Origin of the sequence: Paenibacillus mesotrionivorans (assembly GCF_046098205.1) — a bacterium.
Lineage (GTDB): Bacteria > Bacillota > Bacilli > Paenibacillales > NBRC-103111 > Paenibacillus_AR > Paenibacillus_AR mesotrionivorans.
Window position 1 is genome coordinate 1 of sequence record NZ_JBJURJ010000027.1, and the last position, 19271, is coordinate 19271.

At 51.2% G+C, this 19271-nt stretch carries 20 protein-coding genes; 10 read left to right on the forward strand and 10 right to left on the reverse strand.

Features of this window, described 5'->3' with window-relative positions; genetic code table 11:
• Positions 1-374: 374 nt before the first annotated feature.
• The 5 genes from ACI1P1_RS28120 to ACI1P1_RS28140 are packed head-to-tail and all read left to right on the forward strand — an operon-like array spanning position 375 to position 5065.
• Positions 375-1568: a serine hydrolase domain-containing protein gene (locus ACI1P1_RS28120; RefSeq protein WP_416219890.1), complete on the forward strand. Its 1194-nt coding sequence runs from the start codon at positions 375-377 to the stop codon at positions 1566-1568.
• On the forward strand, positions 1568-2386 hold the full coding sequence (locus tag ACI1P1_RS28125) for an ABC transporter permease (protein WP_416219892.1): 819 nt from the start codon (positions 1568-1570) through the stop codon (positions 2384-2386). The genes ACI1P1_RS28120 and ACI1P1_RS28125 overlap by 1 nt, the downstream gene beginning before the upstream one ends.
• A 30-nt stretch (positions 2387-2416) precedes the next feature.
• Positions 2417-3199, forward strand: coding sequence for an ABC transporter permease (locus ACI1P1_RS28130; protein WP_416219893.1), 783 nt, complete (start codon positions 2417-2419; stop codon positions 3197-3199).
• Positions 3196-4218: an ABC transporter ATP-binding protein gene (locus ACI1P1_RS28135; protein ID WP_416219894.1), complete on the forward strand. Its 1023-nt coding sequence runs from the start codon at positions 3196-3198 to the stop codon at positions 4216-4218. Before ACI1P1_RS28130 ends, ACI1P1_RS28135 begins: the two co-directional genes overlap by 4 nt.
• Positions 4219-4276: 58 nt before the next feature.
• Positions 4277-5065: a class I SAM-dependent methyltransferase gene (locus ACI1P1_RS28140; protein ID WP_416219895.1), complete on the forward strand. Its 789-nt coding sequence runs from the start codon at positions 4277-4279 to the stop codon at positions 5063-5065.
• Positions 5066-5152: 87 nt separating this feature from the next.
• On the opposite strand, the gene ACI1P1_RS28145 is transcribed toward ACI1P1_RS28140, so the two are convergent.
• Entirely contained in the window at positions 5153-5956 is an 804-nt protein-coding gene (locus ACI1P1_RS28145) for a hypothetical protein (protein ID WP_416219896.1), read from the reverse strand.
• A gap of 39 nt (positions 5957-5995) precedes the next feature.
• On the opposite strand from ACI1P1_RS28145, the gene ACI1P1_RS28150 reads away from it, so the two are divergent.
• Positions 5996-6751, forward strand: a complete 756-nt coding sequence (locus ACI1P1_RS28150) for a GNAT family N-acetyltransferase (RefSeq protein ID WP_416219897.1) — start codon at positions 5996-5998, stop codon at positions 6749-6751.
• 26 nt (positions 6752-6777) lie between these two features.
• Here the strand turns inward: ACI1P1_RS28150 and ACI1P1_RS28155 are convergent, their stop codons facing one another.
• Both ACI1P1_RS28155 and ACI1P1_RS28160 read right to left on the reverse strand, forming a co-directional pair.
• Positions 6778-7032 (reverse strand): zinc ribbon domain-containing protein, encoded by a 255-nt coding sequence (locus tag ACI1P1_RS28155; RefSeq protein ID WP_416219898.1) that lies wholly within the window; start codon positions 7030-7032, stop codon positions 6778-6780.
• Between the two features lie 25 nt (positions 7033-7057).
• Positions 7058-7645: a helix-turn-helix domain-containing protein gene (locus ACI1P1_RS28160; protein WP_416219899.1), complete on the reverse strand. Its 588-nt coding sequence runs from the start codon at positions 7643-7645 to the stop codon at positions 7058-7060.
• A 167-nt stretch (positions 7646-7812) separates the two neighbouring features.
• Between ACI1P1_RS28160 and ACI1P1_RS28165 the strand changes: the two genes are divergently transcribed.
• Positions 7813-8154: a DUF7716 domain-containing protein gene (locus tag ACI1P1_RS28165; protein ID WP_416219901.1), complete on the forward strand. Its 342-nt coding sequence runs from the start codon at positions 7813-7815 to the stop codon at positions 8152-8154.
• 11 nt (positions 8155-8165) lie between these two features.
• On the opposite strand, the gene ACI1P1_RS28170 is transcribed toward ACI1P1_RS28165, so the two are convergent.
• The 7 genes from ACI1P1_RS28170 to ACI1P1_RS28200 form a co-directional block, all read right to left on the reverse strand.
• The gene (locus ACI1P1_RS28170) at positions 8166-8876 is read right to left on the reverse strand and encodes an ABC transporter permease (RefSeq protein ID WP_416219902.1); all 711 of its coding nucleotides are present in this window, start codon (positions 8874-8876) and stop codon (positions 8166-8168) included.
• Positions 8873-9796: an ABC transporter ATP-binding protein gene (locus ACI1P1_RS28175; RefSeq protein ID WP_416219903.1), complete on the reverse strand. Its 924-nt coding sequence runs from the start codon at positions 9794-9796 to the stop codon at positions 8873-8875. Before ACI1P1_RS28175 ends, ACI1P1_RS28170 begins: the two co-directional genes overlap by 4 nt.
• 65 nt (positions 9797-9861) lie before the next feature.
• Positions 9862-10491 carry a TetR/AcrR family transcriptional regulator gene (locus ACI1P1_RS28180; RefSeq protein ID WP_416219904.1) on the reverse strand — a complete coding sequence of 210 codons (630 nt, stop codon included), beginning with the start codon at positions 10489-10491 and terminating at the stop codon, positions 9862-9864.
• A 350-nt stretch (positions 10492-10841) separates the two neighbouring features.
• Positions 10842-13256, reverse strand: coding sequence for an ABC transporter permease (locus ACI1P1_RS28185; protein WP_416219906.1), 2415 nt, complete (start codon positions 13254-13256; stop codon positions 10842-10844).
• A 4-nt stretch (positions 13257-13260) separates the two neighbouring features.
• Positions 13261-13962 carry an ABC transporter ATP-binding protein gene (locus ACI1P1_RS28190; RefSeq protein ID WP_416219907.1) on the reverse strand — a complete coding sequence of 234 codons (702 nt, stop codon included), beginning with the start codon at positions 13960-13962 and terminating at the stop codon, positions 13261-13263.
• 98 nt (positions 13963-14060) lie between these two features.
• Positions 14061-16394: an ABC transporter permease gene (locus ACI1P1_RS28195; RefSeq protein ID WP_416219909.1), complete on the reverse strand. Its 2334-nt coding sequence runs from the start codon at positions 16392-16394 to the stop codon at positions 14061-14063.
• Positions 16388-17092, reverse strand: a complete 705-nt coding sequence (locus ACI1P1_RS28200; protein WP_416219910.1) for an ABC transporter ATP-binding protein — start codon at positions 17090-17092, stop codon at positions 16388-16390. The genes ACI1P1_RS28195 and ACI1P1_RS28200 overlap by 7 nt, the downstream gene beginning before the upstream one ends.
• 200 nt (positions 17093-17292) lie before the next feature.
• Between ACI1P1_RS28200 and ACI1P1_RS28205 the strand changes: the two genes are divergently transcribed.
• The 3 genes from ACI1P1_RS28205 to ACI1P1_RS28215 are packed head-to-tail and all read left to right on the forward strand — an operon-like array spanning position 17293 to position 19248.
• Positions 17293-17682, forward strand: coding sequence for a GntR family transcriptional regulator (locus tag ACI1P1_RS28205; RefSeq protein ID WP_416219911.1), 390 nt, complete (start codon positions 17293-17295; stop codon positions 17680-17682).
• 7 nt (positions 17683-17689) lie between these two features.
• Complete coding sequence (locus ACI1P1_RS28210; RefSeq protein WP_416219912.1) at positions 17690-18559, forward strand: ATP-binding cassette domain-containing protein; 870 nt, start codon at positions 17690-17692, stop codon at positions 18557-18559.
• Between the two features lie 11 nt (positions 18560-18570).
• Positions 18571-19248, forward strand: a complete 678-nt coding sequence (locus tag ACI1P1_RS28215; protein WP_416219975.1) for a hypothetical protein — start codon at positions 18571-18573, stop codon at positions 19246-19248.
• Positions 19249-19271: the final 23 nt, after the last annotated feature.

The window sequence follows — 19271 nt, forward strand, 5'->3', positions numbered from 1 at the left end:
CGTTTATTTGCTCCCGCGCCACGTGCTCCGACCCTGCTAAACCGGAGGGCTTGACAAAAACGTTCATAGCAACGAATCTCAGCCACTCTATTTGTCCCAATTGGCCCCAAAATGCTGCCAAAACGGGGAATAACGCGTGTGAGAATCGTTAGATTTCTAACAGATGCGTTTTTCGCCAAATAGTGTGTGTGAGATTCATTAGCCCGCTGCACCAAAGACGGATGAAGTGCCGGAAAGTTCGGTTAATAAACAAACTAACTGTTGTCAGATCCAAACCCTGGAAATATACTTAAAACAAGAACGGCTCATCATGATATGAAAGGGCTTACTTCTCCCGCTTCTCTCATCCATCAACAATCTTCAAGGAGGCTATTATGCTGCATACCGCAGGCATTACCGACTGCTCACCGGCAGAGGTCAACTACGACGCTTCAAGGATTGAGGTTCTGCAAGCTCACTTCCAGCAGCTCATCGACCAGAAAAAAATTCAAGCTGCCGCCTACTGTGTGTCCCGCTACGGAAAAACCTTCATACATGGAGCGGTAGGCCCGCTCTCCTTCCGGGAGCATTCCACAGAGCCGCTGCTGCCCACCTCCGTGCACAGCGTTGCCTCCATCACCAAAGCCGTGACCACCGTGGCCATCGCCAAGCTGGTGGAGGACGGCGTTCTCCGGTTCGATATGCCGGTTGGGGCTATTCTGAAGCTGTTTGACGTGGCGCCCTTCAACAAAATCGATATCTACGGCCTGCTGACCCATACCTCGGGGATGTTTCCCGATTGCGCGGAAAGCATTCCGTATCATAAGTCCTACTGGCAGCTGATCGATGAATACTTCAACACCTATAAACCCGAAGATGGAGAACCGGATTGGCTGAAAGCGTCCCTTAGCTGCGGAGTCAACAAACTGCCGGGCGAGGAATGGCAATACTGCTCCTTCGGCTTCTGCATTCTAGGCGAAGTCATCCGGAAGGTGACCGGCATAACGGCCGAGCAGTACATTGAAGAAAACATCCTCAAACCGCTTGGTATGAAGGACTCGGTTTTTGAGCTGACACCGGAGCTGGCCAAACGCCATATTATCCGAAACGAACGGTATGAGTTAATTGGAAAAGCACTGCTCGACGGCCAACCGCCGGAAATCTCCCCTGTTGAGAAGCTGTGGGATACAATTGTCCCCAAAACCGGCGGAGGCCTGATGTCGACACCTGCGGATCTGATCCGGTTCGCCAACATGCTCCTGGGTATGGGCAGACTGGGAGAAACCCGGATTCTGGGCCGCAAAACGGTAGAGAAAATCACCACCCGGACGCTCTATGGAGTTCCCGATCATTGCTGGAACGCAGATGTCAAGGACAGAAGCTACGGCATCGGCTTGGACATGAAGCAGGGCCCGGCCTTCCTGTATTCCCCCACAACGTATCTCCATGAAGGGGCAGGCGCCTGCTCCATGGTCATCGACCCCACGGAGCAGTTGGCCGCCGTATGGTTCGTGCCTTTTGTCGATAACAATTGGCGTGCAGAGGCTCTGTTCAATGTGTCCAACATCATCTGGTCGGGCATCATCTGATGAACAGCCTGAAGCATCATTTGCGGGTATGCCAGGCGGTAGCGGATGTGACCTACAAGGAATGGAGTGCCTACCGAACCCATTCCATGGTGTCCATCATCGTCGGACCGGTTTATTTTATGGTGCAGATGTTTATTTGGACGGCGGTGTATGGAGATCATACCACCTTGGGTGGGATCGATCTGCCGCGGATGATCCGGTACTTCGGTGCCACGGCGCTGATCGGCTACCTGACCATGGACTTCGCCGATTGGAACCTGTCCATGCTGGTGCGCACCGGCAAGTTCCTGACCTTCCATCTGCGTCCGGTCCATCACCGCTCCTTTGCCTTGTTCCAAAAAGTCGGGCACCGGCTTTTGGGATTCCTGTTTGAATTTTTGCCGTGTCTGTTGATCTTCATCTTCCTGTTTGGAGTGGATATGCGGCCCGCAAGCTTTTTATGGACTTCCATTTCGGTGATGCTGGCCTTTCTGATGGTATTCTATGTGAACTACACCATCGGCCTCACTTCGTTCTGGCTTGTCCAGTCGGATGGAATACGAGGCGCGTTTATGCTGGTTTCCGGCATTTTTTCCGGCGCGCTGATTCCCCTGGACTTTTTTCCTCATTGGCTTCAGGTGGCGCAGTTTTTCCTGCCTTTCCAGTATATGGCCTACATGCCTGCCATGGTGTTCACCGGGCAGTATTCACTGGGCGGCATCCAGCTTCCCATTGAGCATATTGTCGGGATTCAGGCGCTTGCCGTACTGGTGACGTACGGGTTCAATGAGCTGATCCGGCGTCTGGCCATGAAGCAGTTTACCGCTGTCGGAGCGTAAAGCCGTTATGCCAGGAAAGGACAGATCCCCATGAAACGGTACTGGGATGTATATAAACAATGTCTGTATTCCGCTCTGCTGTCGGCGTCGGCCTACCGGATGAATTTTTTCGTCAGCAGCCTGATTACGCTGGTGAGCAATATTCTGTTTCCGCTGGTGACACTGCTGATATACCGGGCTGGCGCCAGCTTTTCCGGCTGGAGCTTTTATGAGGTGCTGCTGATCCAGTCTGTTTTCACCATGTCCAGCGGATTGTCCAGCCTGATTTTTGGCGGCGTGATGTGGACCACCAACCATCTTATCCGGGAGGGCAGCTTTGAGGTGGTTCTGCTGAAGCCCCTGAACCCGCTGTTTTTTATTGTGGCCACTACCTTCTCCCCGGACAACGTCGGATTATTCTTGGGCGGAGCCACGCTGTTTGTGATTGCCATTGCGCATGTGAGTGCCATTCCGGCGTTTCTCTGGCTGCAGTTTGTGGTGCTGTTTGCCGCGGGGACAGCCGTGTTGGCAGGATTATCCCTGATGATGGCCGCCATGTCCTTCAAGTGGGTGGGTAACTCAAGAATATCTGAGCTTGCCGACAGTGTGCTTCAGTTCGGGAAATATCCGCTGACCATTTTCCCCAAGGCTGTACAGGCTTTGGCAACCATGATCATCCCGGTGGGGATGGTGGGTTTCTTCCCTGCGTCCGCGCTACTGGGGCGGGTGCAGGCTGCGGATTTTGCCGCGGTGCTGCCTTGTTTCCTCTTCATGGGAGCAGGGATATGGGCCTACCGGCATATGATACGATTGTACGAGGGGGTAGGCGGATGACGCCGGTTATTGACGTGAAGCACCTGACCAAAACCTATACAACCTACAAGCGGGGCAGCGGCATGGGTCAAACCGTCAAAAGCTTCTTCCACCGCGAAAAGGTTGTGGTGCATGCGGTCAACGATATTAACTTCAGCATCGGGCAGGGGGAAATCTGCGGGATTCTGGGGCCGAATGGAGCGGGGAAATCCACCGCCATCAAAATGCTCTGCGGCGCTCTTTATCCCACAAGCGGGGATATCAGGGTGCTGGACTGCTCACCTGCCAAGGACAGAAGACGGTATGTGGGCAAAATCGGCGCCGTTTTCGGCCAAAAATCCCAGCTGATCTGGGATATTCCGCCTATGGACAGCTTCCATATGAACAAGGCGATTTATGGAATTGCGGCCCGGGACTTCAGCAATCGTCTGGAGGAGCTGACAGAGCTGCTGGATATCCGGCATGTCATCGAAAAACCCACAAGAGTGCTATCTCTGGGTGAACGGATGAAATGCGAATTTGTCATGGCCATGCTGCACCAGCCGGAGATTCTGTTCCTGGATGAACCCACCATCGGTCTTGATGTAATTGCCAAGGTCAAAATCCGCGAGTTTGTGCGCCAAATGAACAGGAAGAAGAACATGACCTGTATTCTGACCACCCATGATCTGGAGGATGTAGAGGAGCTTGCCCATCGGGTTATTGTGATCAACCACGGAGAAAAGGTGTTTGACGATTCCCTACGGAGGCTGAGGCTGTTTCTGGGAGACAAGAAGCGGGTCAGCTTCACCTTTGTGGAGTCTGTCCGCGATACCGTGTTCGACAATGCCCATACCACAGTAGTGGAGCGGCTGTCGGATTTCCAGCTGACCCTGGAGGTGGATACCGCCCAAATCTCCATCAGCGACTTTATTGAGGATATCTCCCGCAAACACAGGTTCTCGGATATTTCTGTGAAGGAGCTCCCCATGCAGCAGGTGATCATGAACATCTATGAGAATGGGGAAAAAAATATAGATTCCACTTCAGCCGCATTATGATATAATTGATAATGATAATCATTATCTAATTGATGCGAATTGGGGAGGGTTTCATCGGATGGGGACATTTAAGGGAAACGTGGATTTTGCCACCATACCCGGTCATTGGGTTCTGGCGAACCTGGGAAAAACCGTGCTGCGGCCCGGGGGGATTGAGCTGACCCGGACGATGCTGGACCGTCTGGACATCTCGTCGAAGGATGCTGTTGTGGAATACGCCCCCGGTGTGGGTAGAACCGCCAAGCTGACACTCAGCCGCAAGCCGTATACGTATACGGCCATCGAGCAGGACCAGGAGGCGGCAGCAGTAGTCATGTCCTATCTCAACGGAACCAGTCAGACCTGCGTAGTCGCCGATGCCCGAACCCCTCCCCTGCCGGATAGCTCCGCCACCGTGATCTATGGCGAAGCCATGCTGACCATGCAGCCGGACCGGCTCAAGGAGCAGATCATCCGGGAGGCCCACCGTATGCTTCAACCGGGCGGCCGTTACGCCATCCACGAGATGTCCCTGCAGCCCAATGACATCCCCTCCGAGCTGAAGGATACCATTCATAAGGATGTTTCCAAGGTAATCCGGGTGAATGCGCGGCCCCTTACAGTGGATGAATGGAAAGGGCTGCTGGAGCAGAACGGCTTCCGTGTTATTGAAGTTCATACCGCGCCCATGCATCTGCTGCGGGTGAAACGCGTGATCACTGACGAAGGCGTGCTGGGCACACTGAAGATCGGGTACCGCTGCGCCACACGTGGAGGCGCCTTCAAGCGGGTCTCCGCCATGCGGCAGGTATTCATGAAATATGAAGAATATCTGGGTGCAGTGAGTATGATTGCCGTAAAAGAATAAATGAATGGAACGCCTGCCCGCTTCGTATATGCGAAAGCGGGTTTTTCTATGCCTGGCGATAGCATTTACTTATAGCTGTTTATTACCCTACACACGATTATCAAGCTGGTATACTTGTAAAAAAGCGTTAAAAGCTCTGTCAGCAGCTTCTGTAAAAATGTTTGGAGTGATCCTGCAGCCGTCCAAGGATAGTTTTGGCACAGTAGCTGTGAACAAGGCCAGATGGATAGGCAGTTCATCCTTCACCTTGTAATGGCACCCATCTCTTACTAATAAACCTACTGATATAAGCTGCGAGGTATCAAAGTAAAATCTTGCCCCTGGTGAGTATTCACAGTCAGCATCCATACAGATAAAGCCCTTTTCTCTGGAATTCACAACCACTTCCGGCGCAAGCCCTTCTCCCAGCATAATATAGTCCCGAAAATCCTCCGGGTCCCCCAATTTAGCACCAATTGGGCTGTCTTCCGATATATGACCCTCAGCTTTTACACGGGTCCAGGATTTTAATGCACCATCCCGAAGAATATGCTGCAATGCTGCAGGCGGTGCACTATGTATTAAGTACTTTGGTTCATAATAGCGCAGAAATGGATCACGTAAACGATGTCCCAGGTATACTTTCTGCGCCTCCTCGTAATGTTCCGGATCTGCTGTCAAAATCACATTCCGCCCATATCCCAGTTGATAAGAAATGTAATCCATCACCCGGAATTGCCATCCTTCATAACATTTGCTCACTGTGAGCTGAAAAAGAATGGTTTTCCGGGTTATCATGGAATACTCCAAATTCTCTGCAATTACTAGCTGAACCCAACTGCTGTCGTATAAGCCATCTTCACTGAAGGGATTTTGTTCCGGAAGCTTCCCGGAAAAGTAGAGGTTGCCCACTCCCAAACCCCACCTCTCTATAATAATGGAGGATTTACCATGATTATTTTGCAAATCCCGCAATACGGATTAATTAAGCCCATGCTGGTTGATATTCCCGGTTGTCTATGGATGATTACCGTTATGGAGCAGCAGCATATTGGAAAAATATACGTTGACCGGATGCCAGATCCCCAGTCCGTTTATGTGGAGTCCCCCTATTTTTTATATTACATAGGCGGAGCTTTTCAGGAGGTTTTTTTAGATGAAGTCATGGTCCATATCATATCGGACTTGATCCCGGCCGGAGAAACAAGGCCTGTTTTTGTTTTCTCAAGCAGCGCGGAATGGAAGCAGAGCACCCACCAATACTTAGAGCCCTGCAACCGTTCTACGTTCGGCCCTTACTTAACCAGGCGTTTGCACCACCTCAATCACGAAGCTTATTCCGAGTTTAAACGGAACTTGCCCCCTGCTCCCGATTCATATTCGATCACCCTTAGCCAGGACAACGGACAATGTACTGTCCGCGCCATGCACGACGGCACAGAAGCTTGTTTCTGCCGGGATGGCGGACAGGGACTGGGTTATATGGATTTGGACGTATTTACCCATCCTGCCCATCGGCATAAAGGTTTAGCTGCTATTTGTTGCTCTGTATTAATCGATTATTGTTTGGAGCAGGAACTTATTCCTCAGTGGGGGTGCTGGACCGTGAATGTCCCTTCGTGCAAGCTAGCAGCGAAGCTTGGCTTCCGCATTACCGCTGAAACGGAAGTCAACTTTGCAGAGATTCAAAAAGAGCATACAATTTGACACACCACTCTCGTGACCTATTTTCTCTAATGCTTCCAACGCTTCAGCGTCGGGAATAACTCTCTCATTTCTCTTCTGAGGGTAGCTGCATCGGGACCATCCGGCCCCTTCATCCGGAAGGGGATACAGCTTTCAATCATCTCTTCCATGGACTCATCCTTGCCGAATTGGCCGTCCGTGAAGCAATGCAAGCAGTAATCCTCATTGGGCGTTTTGTCCTTATTAGTTCCGTACAGCTCCCCGGTCATTACCATTCCACAGCTTTGGCATACTTTTTCCATCGAAAAGCCTCCTTTTTAGGTTAAACTACCCACCCGTTACTTCTATCACATTTCCATCTGGATCATGGAGATGGAAATAATAATAGGTCGGACTGGCTTGTTTAATCTCCGTTATTTCCCCGATAGCCAAATCCTTAAGGCGTTCATGCTCAATGGACAAATAATTCACCCAAAAATTCAGAACGAACTTGTAATCCCCGTTTCCTCTATAATCATGGCCCGGTAAATTTGCTTCATTCATTAAGGAAATACATTGATGATCAAAGAAAAACTCTGCGAATATCGTACTGTTCTTCGTGGAAACCGTCATACTCAAGAGCTGTTCGTAAAACGCAATCGATTTCTGGAAATCCTTCACGATCAGATAGATGGACCCCAGATGCAGCTTATTGTTTTTGGCGCGGATTTCCCGTGCCTTCGAATCCATCAGTAAATCATCTGTGGATACAGAAAACAAAAGACTCATTTGGATAATCTTATCTACCTCAGGGTAACTCTGGCCTAGCTCCCATTTGGATACGGACTGACGGGAAACCGACAGCTTTTCCGCCAGCTGCTCTTGTGAAAGCCTATTTTTAAGACGATACTTCTGAATGTTCGCTCCCAGCTCCATAACTGCTCCTCCTCTACAAGAAAATTATAGTATAAAGGAAGATGCCGGAAAACCAACTGGCAGCAGAAGGTTGTCAACCATGAGTTGCTGTTTCATTTTTCTTGGATGTTCAATTATATATTTGTACGGTAAAATGGATGCAGCAACCAATTAGAGGAGGAAGTGTCATGGATAATTTAATAGAACTGGAGAATCTTTTAAAAAGGGTAAATGAATTTAACTGGTCAGATTCGTTATATTTGCCGGCAGATGACGTATGGGACTTAACCACTAAAGGGCTAGTTCTGGACCCTGATGATGTTGAAGATGAGGAGGATGATGTTCCAAAGCTGGCCAAGGAACATGACATGATTGATGCGCTGTCCATTCAAACCATTCAAGGCATCGTCAAAAATGCTTACGAGCAAAAAAGCGATTGTACGGTTGAAGAATTAGTAGAGGCGTATTTATATTATTTTGATCACGATGCTTATATTGATTTTGAGAAGCAAGCTGCAAATAATTCTTAAATCCTAATCGTCTATTTCTGGTCCGTCCACCGTACCCACGCCCATGTGCCAACCAGCCCCAGGACACCGGTGGCGACCGGAATGATGTAGCTGGCCATGCTCAACGGAAAAACGGTACTTCCGCTTCCTGCAAGCTGAAGGGCGGGAACCGACCAGGGGAGATACGCTCCCAGCCACGTCGACCCGGTAATCAAAGCGACCATCAGTGTGCAAAAGGCATAAGCAATAGGCGCCAGATAACCGCGGGAGACAATTGCCACAAACACAACAGGACCGCAAAGGAACAACTGCAAGCCGCAGATGATCAGGAGCTGGATAAGATATTGCAGCGCCATATCCGCCGAAAAACCCTCCAACCGGAACAGCAGGCACATCAGCAGGGCAAAACCGTAGGTGGCCACCGTCATAACCAGGCTCCACAGAAAAACGGTCAGGAATTTGCCGGCGACAATCTTACCGCGGGATACCGGCAAGGCCAATAAATCCTTCATCGTCCGGTCCGTATATTCCCGACCGAATACCCAAGCCGCCAACGCGCCGAAACCCACCAGCCCAAAGACCGAAGCAAACATAAAAACCGCATTTTGCAAAAAGCCTGCAGCATCCCCTTCTCCGATGCGGATAACGGAGACAAACAGGAAAAATCCCAGCATCCCCCATAATACGGCGGAACGGCGCAGCTTCATGGACTCCACTTGTATGGCTGTAAGTAAAGTGCTCATGCCCGCACCTCCTTTGCTCCAATTGTTTTCAAGAAATAGGATTCCAATTCCTCTTCCTCCACCTTCAGCAAAGAAAGAGGCAACCCTGCATCCGCCAGCAGTTTGGCGACACATTCAGGGTGGCGCACCGCCCTTTCGTCCGCCAGCTCAAGCAACCCTTCCTTCACTTCCCGGGCTTGGTATCCTTTGTCTGCCAAAACCACACGAGCCGCCTCCCGCTGTCCGCCAACACCGATGTATAACCGTTTTTGCCGGATTGTTTCGAATTCCTCCGCCGTAATCTCCTGCAGCATAACCCCTTTATGGATAATACCGATCCGGGTAGCCATCTTCGCCACCTCCTCCAGAATGTGGCTGGATATAAACACCGTTTTCCCTTCCTGCTTGGCAAGCCGGATGAGCAGCTCACGGATCTCCACAATTCCTGCCGGATCAAGGGCATTGGTGGGCTCATCCAGAATCAGAATATCCGGGTTATGCAGGAGCGCCTTGGCTAATCCCAGCTTCTGCATATTGCCTAACGACAAAAATTTGGCTTTCCGGTCCGCATAGGCGTCCAGGTTAAGCTCCTTCATCACCCTGTCCACGCTGTCTGAAGGCTTCAGGCCACGGAGCTTTGCCATCAGCAGCAGATTCTCCCTTACCGTAAAACCGGGATAGGCCGCCGGCATTTCTACCATATATCCCACTTGGTTCCACAGCCTGCTTCCGCTTTCGCTTACTCTATTGCCAAACAGGAATACATCTCCTGAAGTTGGTTTAATCATCCCCAGCAAGGTGCGGATGGTGGTGGTTTTACCTGCTCCGTTCAAGCCGAGAAAACCGTAGACCTCCCCTTGCTGCACCGATAAGGAAACATCCTGAACCACCGAAACCGTTCCATACCGTTTCGTCAACCTTTCCGTCCGAATCTGCTCCATCCTGCTGCATCCTCCCCGCAATTTAACTTAACGTCCGTTTAGTGAAATGAGTAAAAAAAGACAGCTTACCGGGACCACAATGCTGCATAATAGTCAACGATCCGCTGTTTTTGCTCCATTCCGAGATTCTGTTCTTTGATCATACCCTGAACAATCAAGACGACAATGTGTGATAAAAATTGGGAGGCTGCCATAGCGAAGTCCATCTCCCGGAGCTCTCCTCTTGCAAACAGCTTCCTCAGATAAACCTCCATAGCCTGAAACGGTTGTTTGGTCAGGTCGTCCAGCGCCTCCTGCTGCTCCGGCTCCAGCTGGTTCCGCTCCTGAATCAGAATCAGGAAATAGTCCCGGTCGTTCTGAATCTGTCCGGCAATACCATCCATCAGAGACAACAGCGTTTGGTCCAACGCAGGCTCCCCCAGGAAGGTCTGCTCCAAAAAAGCAACGATCCGGGCAATCCGTTCCTCCTGTGCAACCTGTAAAACCGCCCTCAGAATATCCAGCTTGCCTCCCGGAAAATAATGATACGCCAGCGCTTCGGTCATACCGATGGTTTTGTTCAGCTCCCGCATGGAGGTAGCGTGATACCCCTTTTGTGCAAATAACCGCTTCGCGGTGTCCAAAAGCTGCTGCTTACGTTCTGCCGCTTGTATGTCCCGGTTGGTCATCCGTGTTCGTTTGCCTTCCGCGGCCATAATTCTTCACCCCCTCTTACTTAACGATCGTTAAGTAAATCATATTCGATAAGCCTGACCTTTGTCAAACGGTGTCGGCGGCGAATAGAAAAAGGAGCAGCCTAAGGAGGCTGCCCGAACGAACCAAATTAATACTCATTGGGTTTCATTCCTTACCGGGAAAGGAGTGCCTTGGATGCTCAAACACGTTTTGTCGGCCTTGATTTGAATTAAATATAAAGGTTTCAAAGCCGCCAAAAAACTCGCCCTCAAAGCATATGCTTCCGAAGCCAGTTTTCCTACAGAAAACTCTCAACTCCTTTCCCTCCCAGTCATTCCACATGAGTATTTAATCAATGATTTCCCTTCGGCTACTCCACACTTTTCAGCGCCTCTACCATCACGATGCGGTTCAGCGTCCGGTTGGTAATCCAATTGACGGCAACGGCGAAGCAAAAGGTCAGTGCTGCGGTCATCAGATAACTCACCGGCTTCACAGACACGGCGAAATGGATCGAGGGCATGTTCAGCGCTACCGTAAGGAATCCGCTGATGAACCGGCCCACGGGCAAGCCGATGAGAATACCCGCCGCGGTGAGCAGCAGCGTTTCTTTATTCACATATTGATGCACTTCCTTATCGTAGAAGCCCAGCACCTTGATGGTGGCCAGTTCCCGGTTGCGCTCCGAAATATTCGTGTTGGACAGGGTGAACAGGACCACAAAGGCCAGCCCGCCGGCCATTACAATAATCAACAGCAGCACGGCGTTCATCAGGTCAAAGCCGTATTCGTCCAATAAAGCGGCTGTGCTTACCGCAGACAATACGGCATCGTTGTCCAGGAGCTTCTCCGCATAGGCAGCCTGCTCCTGACCGGATAGTGTTGGCAGATGAGCCAACACACCATTTGGGGCATAACCTCCGAACAGGGTCTCATATTGCTTCTGCGGTACATAGACACTGTTGCCCAGATAATTCTTCACCACATGGGATATGGTCACCTGATGCTGCTTGAGTCCCATATCCTCCAGAGTAAGGGAGTCCCCTGCCTTCACATCCAGAATACGCGCCGCGTTCTGGGTGAGCAGTACACCCTCGCCCTCCGGCTGGACCAGCTTCCCGTCCAGATTTTCCAGCCGGATATACTCCCCTGCTGCCGCTCCGGCGGGAAATGCCATAAGCTGCATTTTTTCCGCGTCCCCACTGGAATTAAGCAGCTTCACACTATCCACCCGCACATCCAGATAATCCTCAGCCTTGCCGTCGGCGGCCAGCTGCTCCACCAGCTTACCCTGTTGAGTCTCCTGGGCCACCGCCATAAGGTTATAACGGTAGACCTCCTGGTACTGCCGGGGTCCCAGCCGGTCAATGGAATCCTTAATGGCAAAGCCGCACAGGATCAGAGCGGTGCAGCCCATAATGCCGCCCATCGTCATAAACAGGCGCTTCTTATAGCGGAACAGGTTTCGTACCGTCACCTTGTTCAGGAATTTCAGCCGGTTCCAGATTAACGGAAGCCGCTCCAGGAACACGCGGGAGCCGGCACGGGGCGCCTTGGGGCGCATTAACGAAGCGGGCATCTGCCGAAGCTCACTGCGGCAGGCTAGGGCCGTTGCCCCGACGATGGCCACCAGGAACAGGAGAACGCCGCCTACCCCATAAACCACATCAAAACGCAGCTCATAATGCGGAACAGTGTACAGCTCCTCCAGCACAAGGGAAATAAACTTGGGCATCAGGACAAAGCCGAACGCATCACCCAGCAGTCCTCCCAACAGGCTGGCCATGGAGGCAAAGAGCAGGTATTTGCGGTAAATGGCTCCATTGCTGAAGCCCAGAGCCTTATAGGTCCCGATCAGCCCGCGCTCCTCCTCCACCATCCGGGTCATGGAGGTCAGACTCATCAGCACAGCCACCAGCAGGAAAATCACCGGAAACACCTTGCCCACGGCTTCGATCGAAGACAGATCATTTACCATGCTGGAATAGCTGTCCAGTGAGGTCCGGTCCTGAATGTACCATAGGGCGGAGCTGCTGTTGGAACCGGTCTGCCCCCGCAGTCCCTCTATCCCGCTAATAACCTTCTGTACAACCTGTTTATATTCATCCGAAAAGGTATCTAACTCTTTCGTACCGGCCACCGTCAGATAAGCCGCAGTAAACATCGGGCTGCCGCCAGGTGCTGCAGGTATCGCCGCTGCCCCGGCCTCTGCCGCCACCGTGAAAAAGGTGTAGTCCGCGGCGGCATTAGCCCGGAAAACACTGGCCATACCCTCGGCCTGGATGTTCATCGGATCCATGGCTACACCTGTAATGGTATAGGCCTCATTGCCGATAGGTAGAGAACCGCCCACAGATGCGCCGCTTTCCTCGATGTACTTCCGGTTAACGGCAAGCTCCCTGCTTCCGGACGGCAGAACCCCCTCCAGCATGTAAGGGGCATTGATACCCTTGGCACTGAGCGTCTTCAATTCTGCACTTTTTCCAACACCATCCACATCCGTCTCAACCGTTCGGCTGAAGGCTCCTTCCACCGCCTCCACACCCTCCACCCGGCTGACCGTCTTCACGTCTTCTTCAGTCAGTCCCATAGGAGACATGATCCGGATATCGAATAAATTCTGCCGGTCATAGAACTTGTCTGCCGAATAATACATATCCATGCAGGAAGCGTACAGGCCGGTGAGCATCCCGACCCCCAGCGCGGTGATGATCATGATGGACATAAACCGTTTCCACCCTTTGCGGATGGAACGCCAGATATCGTTCCGGTAAGCCTTGTTCATCCCCTCACCACTCAATCTGCTCGACGGGAGTCGGCTGTTCGTTATGCACCATCTTCACCACTTGGCCGTTCTTGAAGTGGATGACCTTGTCCGCCATAGGCGCCAGTGCCGAGTTGTGGGTGATGATCAGCACCGTGATCTTCTCCCGGCGGCACATGTCCTGGAGCAGCTGCAGAATCTGCTTGCCTGTATTGTAATCCAAAGCGCCGGTAGGCTCATCGCACAGCAGCAGCTTCGGCTTCTTGGCGATGGCGCGGGCGATGGATACCCGCTGCTGCTCCCCGCCGGAGAGCTGGGCCGGGAAGTTATTCTTGCGTTCGGATAACCCGACTTTATCCAGGGTCTCGGAGGCGTCCAGCGAGTCTTGGCGGATCTGGGCGGCCAGCTCCACATTTTCCAGGGCGGTCAGATTGGGCACCAGATTATAGAATTGGAACACAAAGCCGATATCCGTACGGCGGTAACCCACCAGCTGCTTATCGGAATAACGGGATACCACCTCACCGTCTACCACTACCTCGCCGGAGGTGGCCGTATCCATTCCGCCTAATATATTGAGAGCTGTTGTTTTCCCCGCACCGGAGGCTCCGAGGATTACAGCAAGCTCTCCCTTCTCCACCGAAAAGCTGGCATTCTCCAAGGCGCGGATGACAACACCCTCGGAGGCGTATTGCTTTCCCACTTGATTGAATTCAATATAGGCCATCAGGTTCTCTCCCTTGACTTTGGCGTGCTAATACTTAATCGTATAAACACGGCACGCGTTTGTCAACTTGAGAGAACGGCAAGGCCATGCCTTCCTTTTTACTCCACACTCTTTAACGACTCAATCATATTAATGCCTGCTACCTTCCTGCGGAGAAGCAGGCTGGATGTAGCCGTAAGCAGAAGGGCCAGCAGCACGGCTATCAGTATAACGGCAGCAGGCAGCTGGTCCGGGATTTGCTGGTGGCTGCTGGACAATGCCTTCACAATATTCCCGAACACGTAACCGCTGGCCGGGAGAGCGAGAATGACCGCAAAGGCGGTTACCGCTATATTTTCGGAAAAGATGAGCCTGTTGATTTTGTGCTTGGGATAACCCAATACCTTCAGGGTGGCGAGCTCCCGGTTTCTTTCGTAAATATTAATGGACGAGATGGTATAGATTGCTCCGAAGGACAAGATCACGGCACAGATGATGAACATGATAAACATAAAGCTGTTTTGCTGCATCATATATTCCGCCGATTTCCCCAAATCCGTCTGGTCTGTAATGGCCTCCACCTGAGGGTCCTGCTCAAAGAAGCTGCGGATTTGGGAAACCTCTGCGGCATGATCCGCTGCAACCAGAAGCGAGGTTGGGCTGTACGTCAGCCCAAAGCTCTCCAAATACTCCGGTGTCACAAAAAAGGACGGATTGGAATACTGGTTGGTGATATGTTGGACCTTCATAGTAACGGTTTGATTCCGCAGCTCGGGAGCCGTAAAGGCCAGCTGAATCAGATCCCCTTCCGAGATGTGATACTTGTCGGCATACGACTTGGGCACCAGCACCCCGCCGTTCTCCAGAGCAACTTGGTTATCATGAGCGTCAAAAAAATGAATAAGCTTGTTTTCCGTTCCGGTTACGACTAAATCGGCCTTTTCTGCCCGGCTGTCTTTCATGAAGTTCACCGGTAAAGTGGACAAGCCGTAGCTGCTTTTTATGCCGGAGGGCAGCTTCAGGGTTTCCAAATTCACTCCCGTTTTGTAGTCCATTTTCAGATCATAGGTGTACACCTCTCCGATTTGATCCGCAACCTTTTGCAGAGACATCTGTGTGCCAAAAGCCGTGATAAGCAGAATGGTGCTGACCGCTACACCAATGGAGCTGGCAAGCGCTTTAGGCTTGTTGAGAAAGATGTTCCGCAGAATCAGCTTGTAGCTGTACGGAAGACGGCTCCAAATACCGGGAATCCGTTCCATGACTATTTTTTTCATCGCTTTTGGCGGTTTTGGCCGCAGCATCTGGGCAGCCCGTTCCTTCAGTACCTTCCTGCCGCTCAGGTAACAGGATATCATCCCGAACACACTGGAGATAACAATGGGAGGCACGAGGGAGAACGGAGAAAGTGAAAATTCGATCCCCGGCAGCGAATAGGAGTTGGCATTAGACGCCGTCACCATGGGAACAAAGACTAAAGCGGCAACAATATAACCCAGAATAGAGCCTGTAATACCGACAATGACGGGAAATCCCATGTAATGAAGCATGATGCTTCTGTTTTTCACACCCAAAGCCTTCATAATTCCCACCTGATTCCGCTGGGAATCGATCATCCTGGACATGGTCAGGAATAGAATAATGGCTTCAATCAGGAACAGCACCAAGGGGATGACCTTGCTCATCAAGCCGTTATTATGAATGGTGGCCGTCAGCTGGGAATAGCTAAAGCTACGTTCCTTACTCATTTGACTCCTATAAGACAGATTCCGGGACTTCCCTTCGATGACCTGGGCTATCTGATCGATATCGTAGCCGTCCTCTGCATCAACCAAAATTTCGTTGTAAACATTCCCTTCGGCAATGTCAGGCACGGATGCTTCAGCCACATAAGCGATTCCATGGGTTTTGTGGTCTTGAATTTCATTTTTCTTGGCATGCTCCACATTTTCGCCCAAACCAACAATGGTGAACCTAAGTTCTTTGTTGTTGGCCCGGATTGTGATGGCATCACCCGTACGATAGTTATGCTCACGGGCATAATGGGAATCCAGTAACACCTCCCCCTGATTCGAAGGAATACTCCCCTCCAATACAGCAGGCGTATTGATGGTATTGTCCTCAGGAATAGAATGAACGTTTATGATGGCCTTATACGAGTCAAACACCTCCGACGCCTGAATGCTGTACCGGCCTTCTATTTTTTTGACGCCTTGAATACCGCTTAATGAGGCCATTTCCTGCTTGGAAAGCTGACTGTAATACACATTCAGATCGCTGATATTATGCTTATTGAAATACTGCTCTGTATACCCGCTTAAATTATCGCTCAAGGTGACCAGGCCTGTATAGAAAAAAGCCCCCACAGCAATGACCACAGCAAACGCCATAAATTGTCCGGCGGATTGCTTCAGGTCCCTCCACAGCTTGTACCGTAATTTCCCCATCACCATTCGATCTCCTCAACGCTTTGTTTGCGGGCATTCACCGTAACGCTTTCGATCAACCCGCTTTTCACCTTGATCACTTTATCGGCCATGGGCGCAATGGCGGTATTATGGGTGACCAGTACGATGCAGGTTTTCATTTCCCGGTTCAGATCCTGGAGAAGCTTCAGAACAGACTTCCCCGTCACATAATCCAATGCCCCGGTAGGTTCATCGCAGAGAAGCAGGGAGGGATTTTTGGCAACGGCTCTGGCAATCGCCACCCGCTGCTGTTCTCCGCCGGAGAGCTGGGACGGATAATTGCTGGTACGGCTAGTCAGACCGACTTTATGGAGAATATCCTTGGCATCCAGATGGTTATCGCATACCTCGGCGGCAAACTCCACATTCTCCAGTGCATTCAGATTGGGAATCAGGTTATAAAATTGAAATACAAAACCTACCTTCTTCCCCCGGTATTCCGTGAGCTTTCTTTCGTTGAGACGGGTTATATCCTGGCCGTCAACCAAAACCCGGCCCGAGCTGGCTGTATCCATTCCGCCCAATATATTCAGGATGGTGCTTTTGCCTGCGCCGCTTGTGCCTAAAACCACCACGAACTCCCCCTCCGATATGGAGAAATCCACACCGGCCAACGCTTGGATTTTGACTTCGCCGATCTGGTATTCCTTCGTTACGCCGTTAAATTCTATCAATGTTTTCACTGGTCTCTACTCCTCGTTATGTGGGTTCGAATGTGGGGGATAGCATTTTCAGCATGGGTATGTTAGTATGTCGGTATGTCACTCATGTAGTATACTGTAACGCCAGCAAAAAATATTGTCAACAACTGAAATACCTGTCGGGTCCAAACATTGACAACAGATAACACATCCCATAAGGTATGTTAGGTAGGCAACATACTATGAAGATGAATGGTGAAACGATGAACTTCACTTTCGACGATAAACAGCCCATTTTCCAGCAAGTCGCGGATATTATCGAGGACGATATTCTTAACGGCACCTTCCGAACGGACGAGCAGATTCTATCCGTCGCCCAGTTCTCCCAGACCTTCCAGATCAATCCCGCTACTGTAGTGAAAGGCATCGGCCTCCTGGTGAATGAAGGTATTCTCTACAAAAAAAGAGGGCTTGGCATGTATGTCTCAGCGGATGCGATGGAGAAAATCCGGATGAAGCGGAAGGAGAGGTTTTCCAAGAAGCTGCTCTCTGACCTGCTGGCAGAGGCGGACAAGCTGGCCCTGACCACCGACGAAATCATTGACATGATTAAGCAACTGAGAGAGGAATGAACCAACTGTGAGCACTGCTTTAACTTGCGCCAGCGTAAACAAAACCTATGGCCGGACCGCTGCCTTGCGCAGCCTGGATTTGACGCTGGAGGAAAATGTGATATACGGCTTGCTGGGGCGCAACGGTGCAGGCAAAACGACGCTGTTGAATACCATCGCAGGCGGGATTTATGCAGATAGCGGCATAATCGAGGTTTGGGGGAAGAAGCTGGCCAAGGGCGAGCTTCCGGGGGATTTCTGTTACGTGCGGGAGAACCACAAAAGCATGGGAAGTGCGCGGGTGATTCAGGCTCTGAACTATGCCTCCGCTTTCCATCCCCATTGGGACTGGACCTTCGCCCATCAATTGCTGGACACCTTCCGGCTTGATCCGAATAAGAAAATCAGGCAGCTCTCCCGGGGGATGGAGTCCCTCGTAGGGAATATTATCGGCTTGGCCAGCCGGGCGCCGCTGACGGTTTATGATGAGCCGGTGCTGGGACTGGATGTTTTGATGCGGGAACGGTTCTACAAAGCACTTCTGGAGGATTATGCCAACCATCCCCGCACCATTCTATTGTCCACCCATCTGATTGACGAGATTGCCCCTGTAGCGGAACGGGTCTACATCCTGGAGGAAGGTACTGTTCTCCTGCATGACGAAATGGAGCGGATCCACATGAGCGCCCATCTGATCCGGGGAAATACGGATGCGGTGGCTTCGTTTACCGCCGGCAAGCGGGTGCTGCACACGGAGGGTTATGGCCGCGGCACCCTTGCCGCTATTTATGGTGAATTGGGTGAGGGAGACAAGCAGCAAGCGCGGGAGTCAGGCATTTCGATTGAGAGTTTAACCCTCCAAAAATTCTTCTCGTATCTGATTGAAGGAGGCAACTGACCTTGAAAGCAATGACCGTTCATATCAAAGCAACCTACCTGCAAATGAGACTGTATATATGGGGCGTCATTCTAATGATTCTGCTGGGAAGACTTGCGGATTGGATTGTTACGCTTAGCACAAACGGCAGCTATAACACTATGCGTCTTTCCGACGGCAATTTGCTGCTGCTGATTCTGCTCTTTTTCGCTGTTGTCCTTCCCCTTCGCTATTTCAAGCGGATCATACATTTAGGGGCAAGCCGGGAGCATTACTTCAAGGGGCTTCTGATTGTATTCGCTATTTGGGCAGCAGCAATCGCATTATTCAATTCGTTCTATCATGTGCTGGAAGTGAATGTATTGCGGAATTACTCCGGTATGGTGGATATGATCGAGGCCTTTCATTGGACAGACTTTGGGGTGGCGGGGTCATTCCTGTACCAAGCCGCTTTTTATGTCATGTTCATGGCATTTCTCTGTTTGTTGGTTTCCGGCTATTCCCACCCGGCAGGCTGGCTGCTCTGGGCCTTGGTGATTACCGCTATCCCGGTGGGAACAGCCATTCCTTCCTTGCGTGTCCATGTGGCGGCCTTCTTCAAGGCTCTATTGTTCAACAACTCACTTCTGACAGGAGTGTTTTTTAACCTTGCGCTCTATGTGCTGTTCGCAGCCGGAGGCTGGTGGTTTACCAGGAGGAGAACGTATTAAACGGACGGGCTGCACGAAGCAAA

Bases quoted from the DNA above. Each gene is read 5' to 3' on its own strand.
- ACI1P1_RS28180 (WP_416219904.1), bottom strand. From the start codon at position 10,491: ATGGCCGCGGAAGGCAAACGAACACGGATGACCAACCGGGACATACAA.
- ACI1P1_RS28195 (WP_416219909.1), bottom strand. From the start codon at position 16,394: ATGGTGATGGGGAAATTACGGTACAAGCTGTGGAGGGACCTGAAGCAA.
- ACI1P1_RS28165 (WP_416219901.1), top strand. From the start codon at position 7,813: ATGGATAATTTAATAGAACTGGAGAATCTTTTAAAAAGGGTAAATGAA.
- ACI1P1_RS28130 (WP_416219893.1), top strand. From the start codon at position 2,417: ATGAAACGGTACTGGGATGTATATAAACAATGTCTGTATTCCGCTCTG.
- ACI1P1_RS28190 (WP_416219907.1), bottom strand. From the start codon at position 13,962: ATGGCCTATATTGAATTCAATCAAGTGGGAAAGCAATACGCCTCCGAG.
- ACI1P1_RS28135 (WP_416219894.1), top strand. From the start codon at position 3,196: ATGACGCCGGTTATTGACGTGAAGCACCTGACCAAAACCTATACAACC.
- ACI1P1_RS28150 (WP_416219897.1), top strand. From the start codon at position 5,996: ATGATTATTTTGCAAATCCCGCAATACGGATTAATTAAGCCCATGCTG.
- ACI1P1_RS28185 (WP_416219906.1), bottom strand. From the start codon at position 13,256: ATGAACAAGGCTTACCGGAACGATATCTGGCGTTCCATCCGCAAAGGG.
- ACI1P1_RS28140 (WP_416219895.1), top strand. From the start codon at position 4,277: ATGGGGACATTTAAGGGAAACGTGGATTTTGCCACCATACCCGGTCAT.
- ACI1P1_RS28155 (WP_416219898.1), bottom strand. From the start codon at position 7,032: ATGGAAAAAGTATGCCAAAGCTGTGGAATGGTAATGACCGGGGAGCTG.
- ACI1P1_RS28215 (WP_416219975.1), top strand. From the start codon at position 18,571: ATGACCGTTCATATCAAAGCAACCTACCTGCAAATGAGACTGTATATA.
- ACI1P1_RS28205 (WP_416219911.1), top strand. From the start codon at position 17,293: ATGAAGATGAATGGTGAAACGATGAACTTCACTTTCGACGATAAACAG.
- ACI1P1_RS28125 (WP_416219892.1), top strand. From the start codon at position 1,568: ATGAACAGCCTGAAGCATCATTTGCGGGTATGCCAGGCGGTAGCGGAT.
- ACI1P1_RS28170 (WP_416219902.1), bottom strand. From the start codon at position 8,876: ATGAGCACTTTACTTACAGCCATACAAGTGGAGTCCATGAAGCTGCGC.
- ACI1P1_RS28160 (WP_416219899.1), bottom strand. From the start codon at position 7,645: ATGGAGCTGGGAGCGAACATTCAGAAGTATCGTCTTAAAAATAGGCTT.
- ACI1P1_RS28175 (WP_416219903.1), bottom strand. From the start codon at position 9,796: ATGGAGCAGATTCGGACGGAAAGGTTGACGAAACGGTATGGAACGGTT.
- ACI1P1_RS28120 (WP_416219890.1), top strand. From the start codon at position 375: ATGCTGCATACCGCAGGCATTACCGACTGCTCACCGGCAGAGGTCAAC.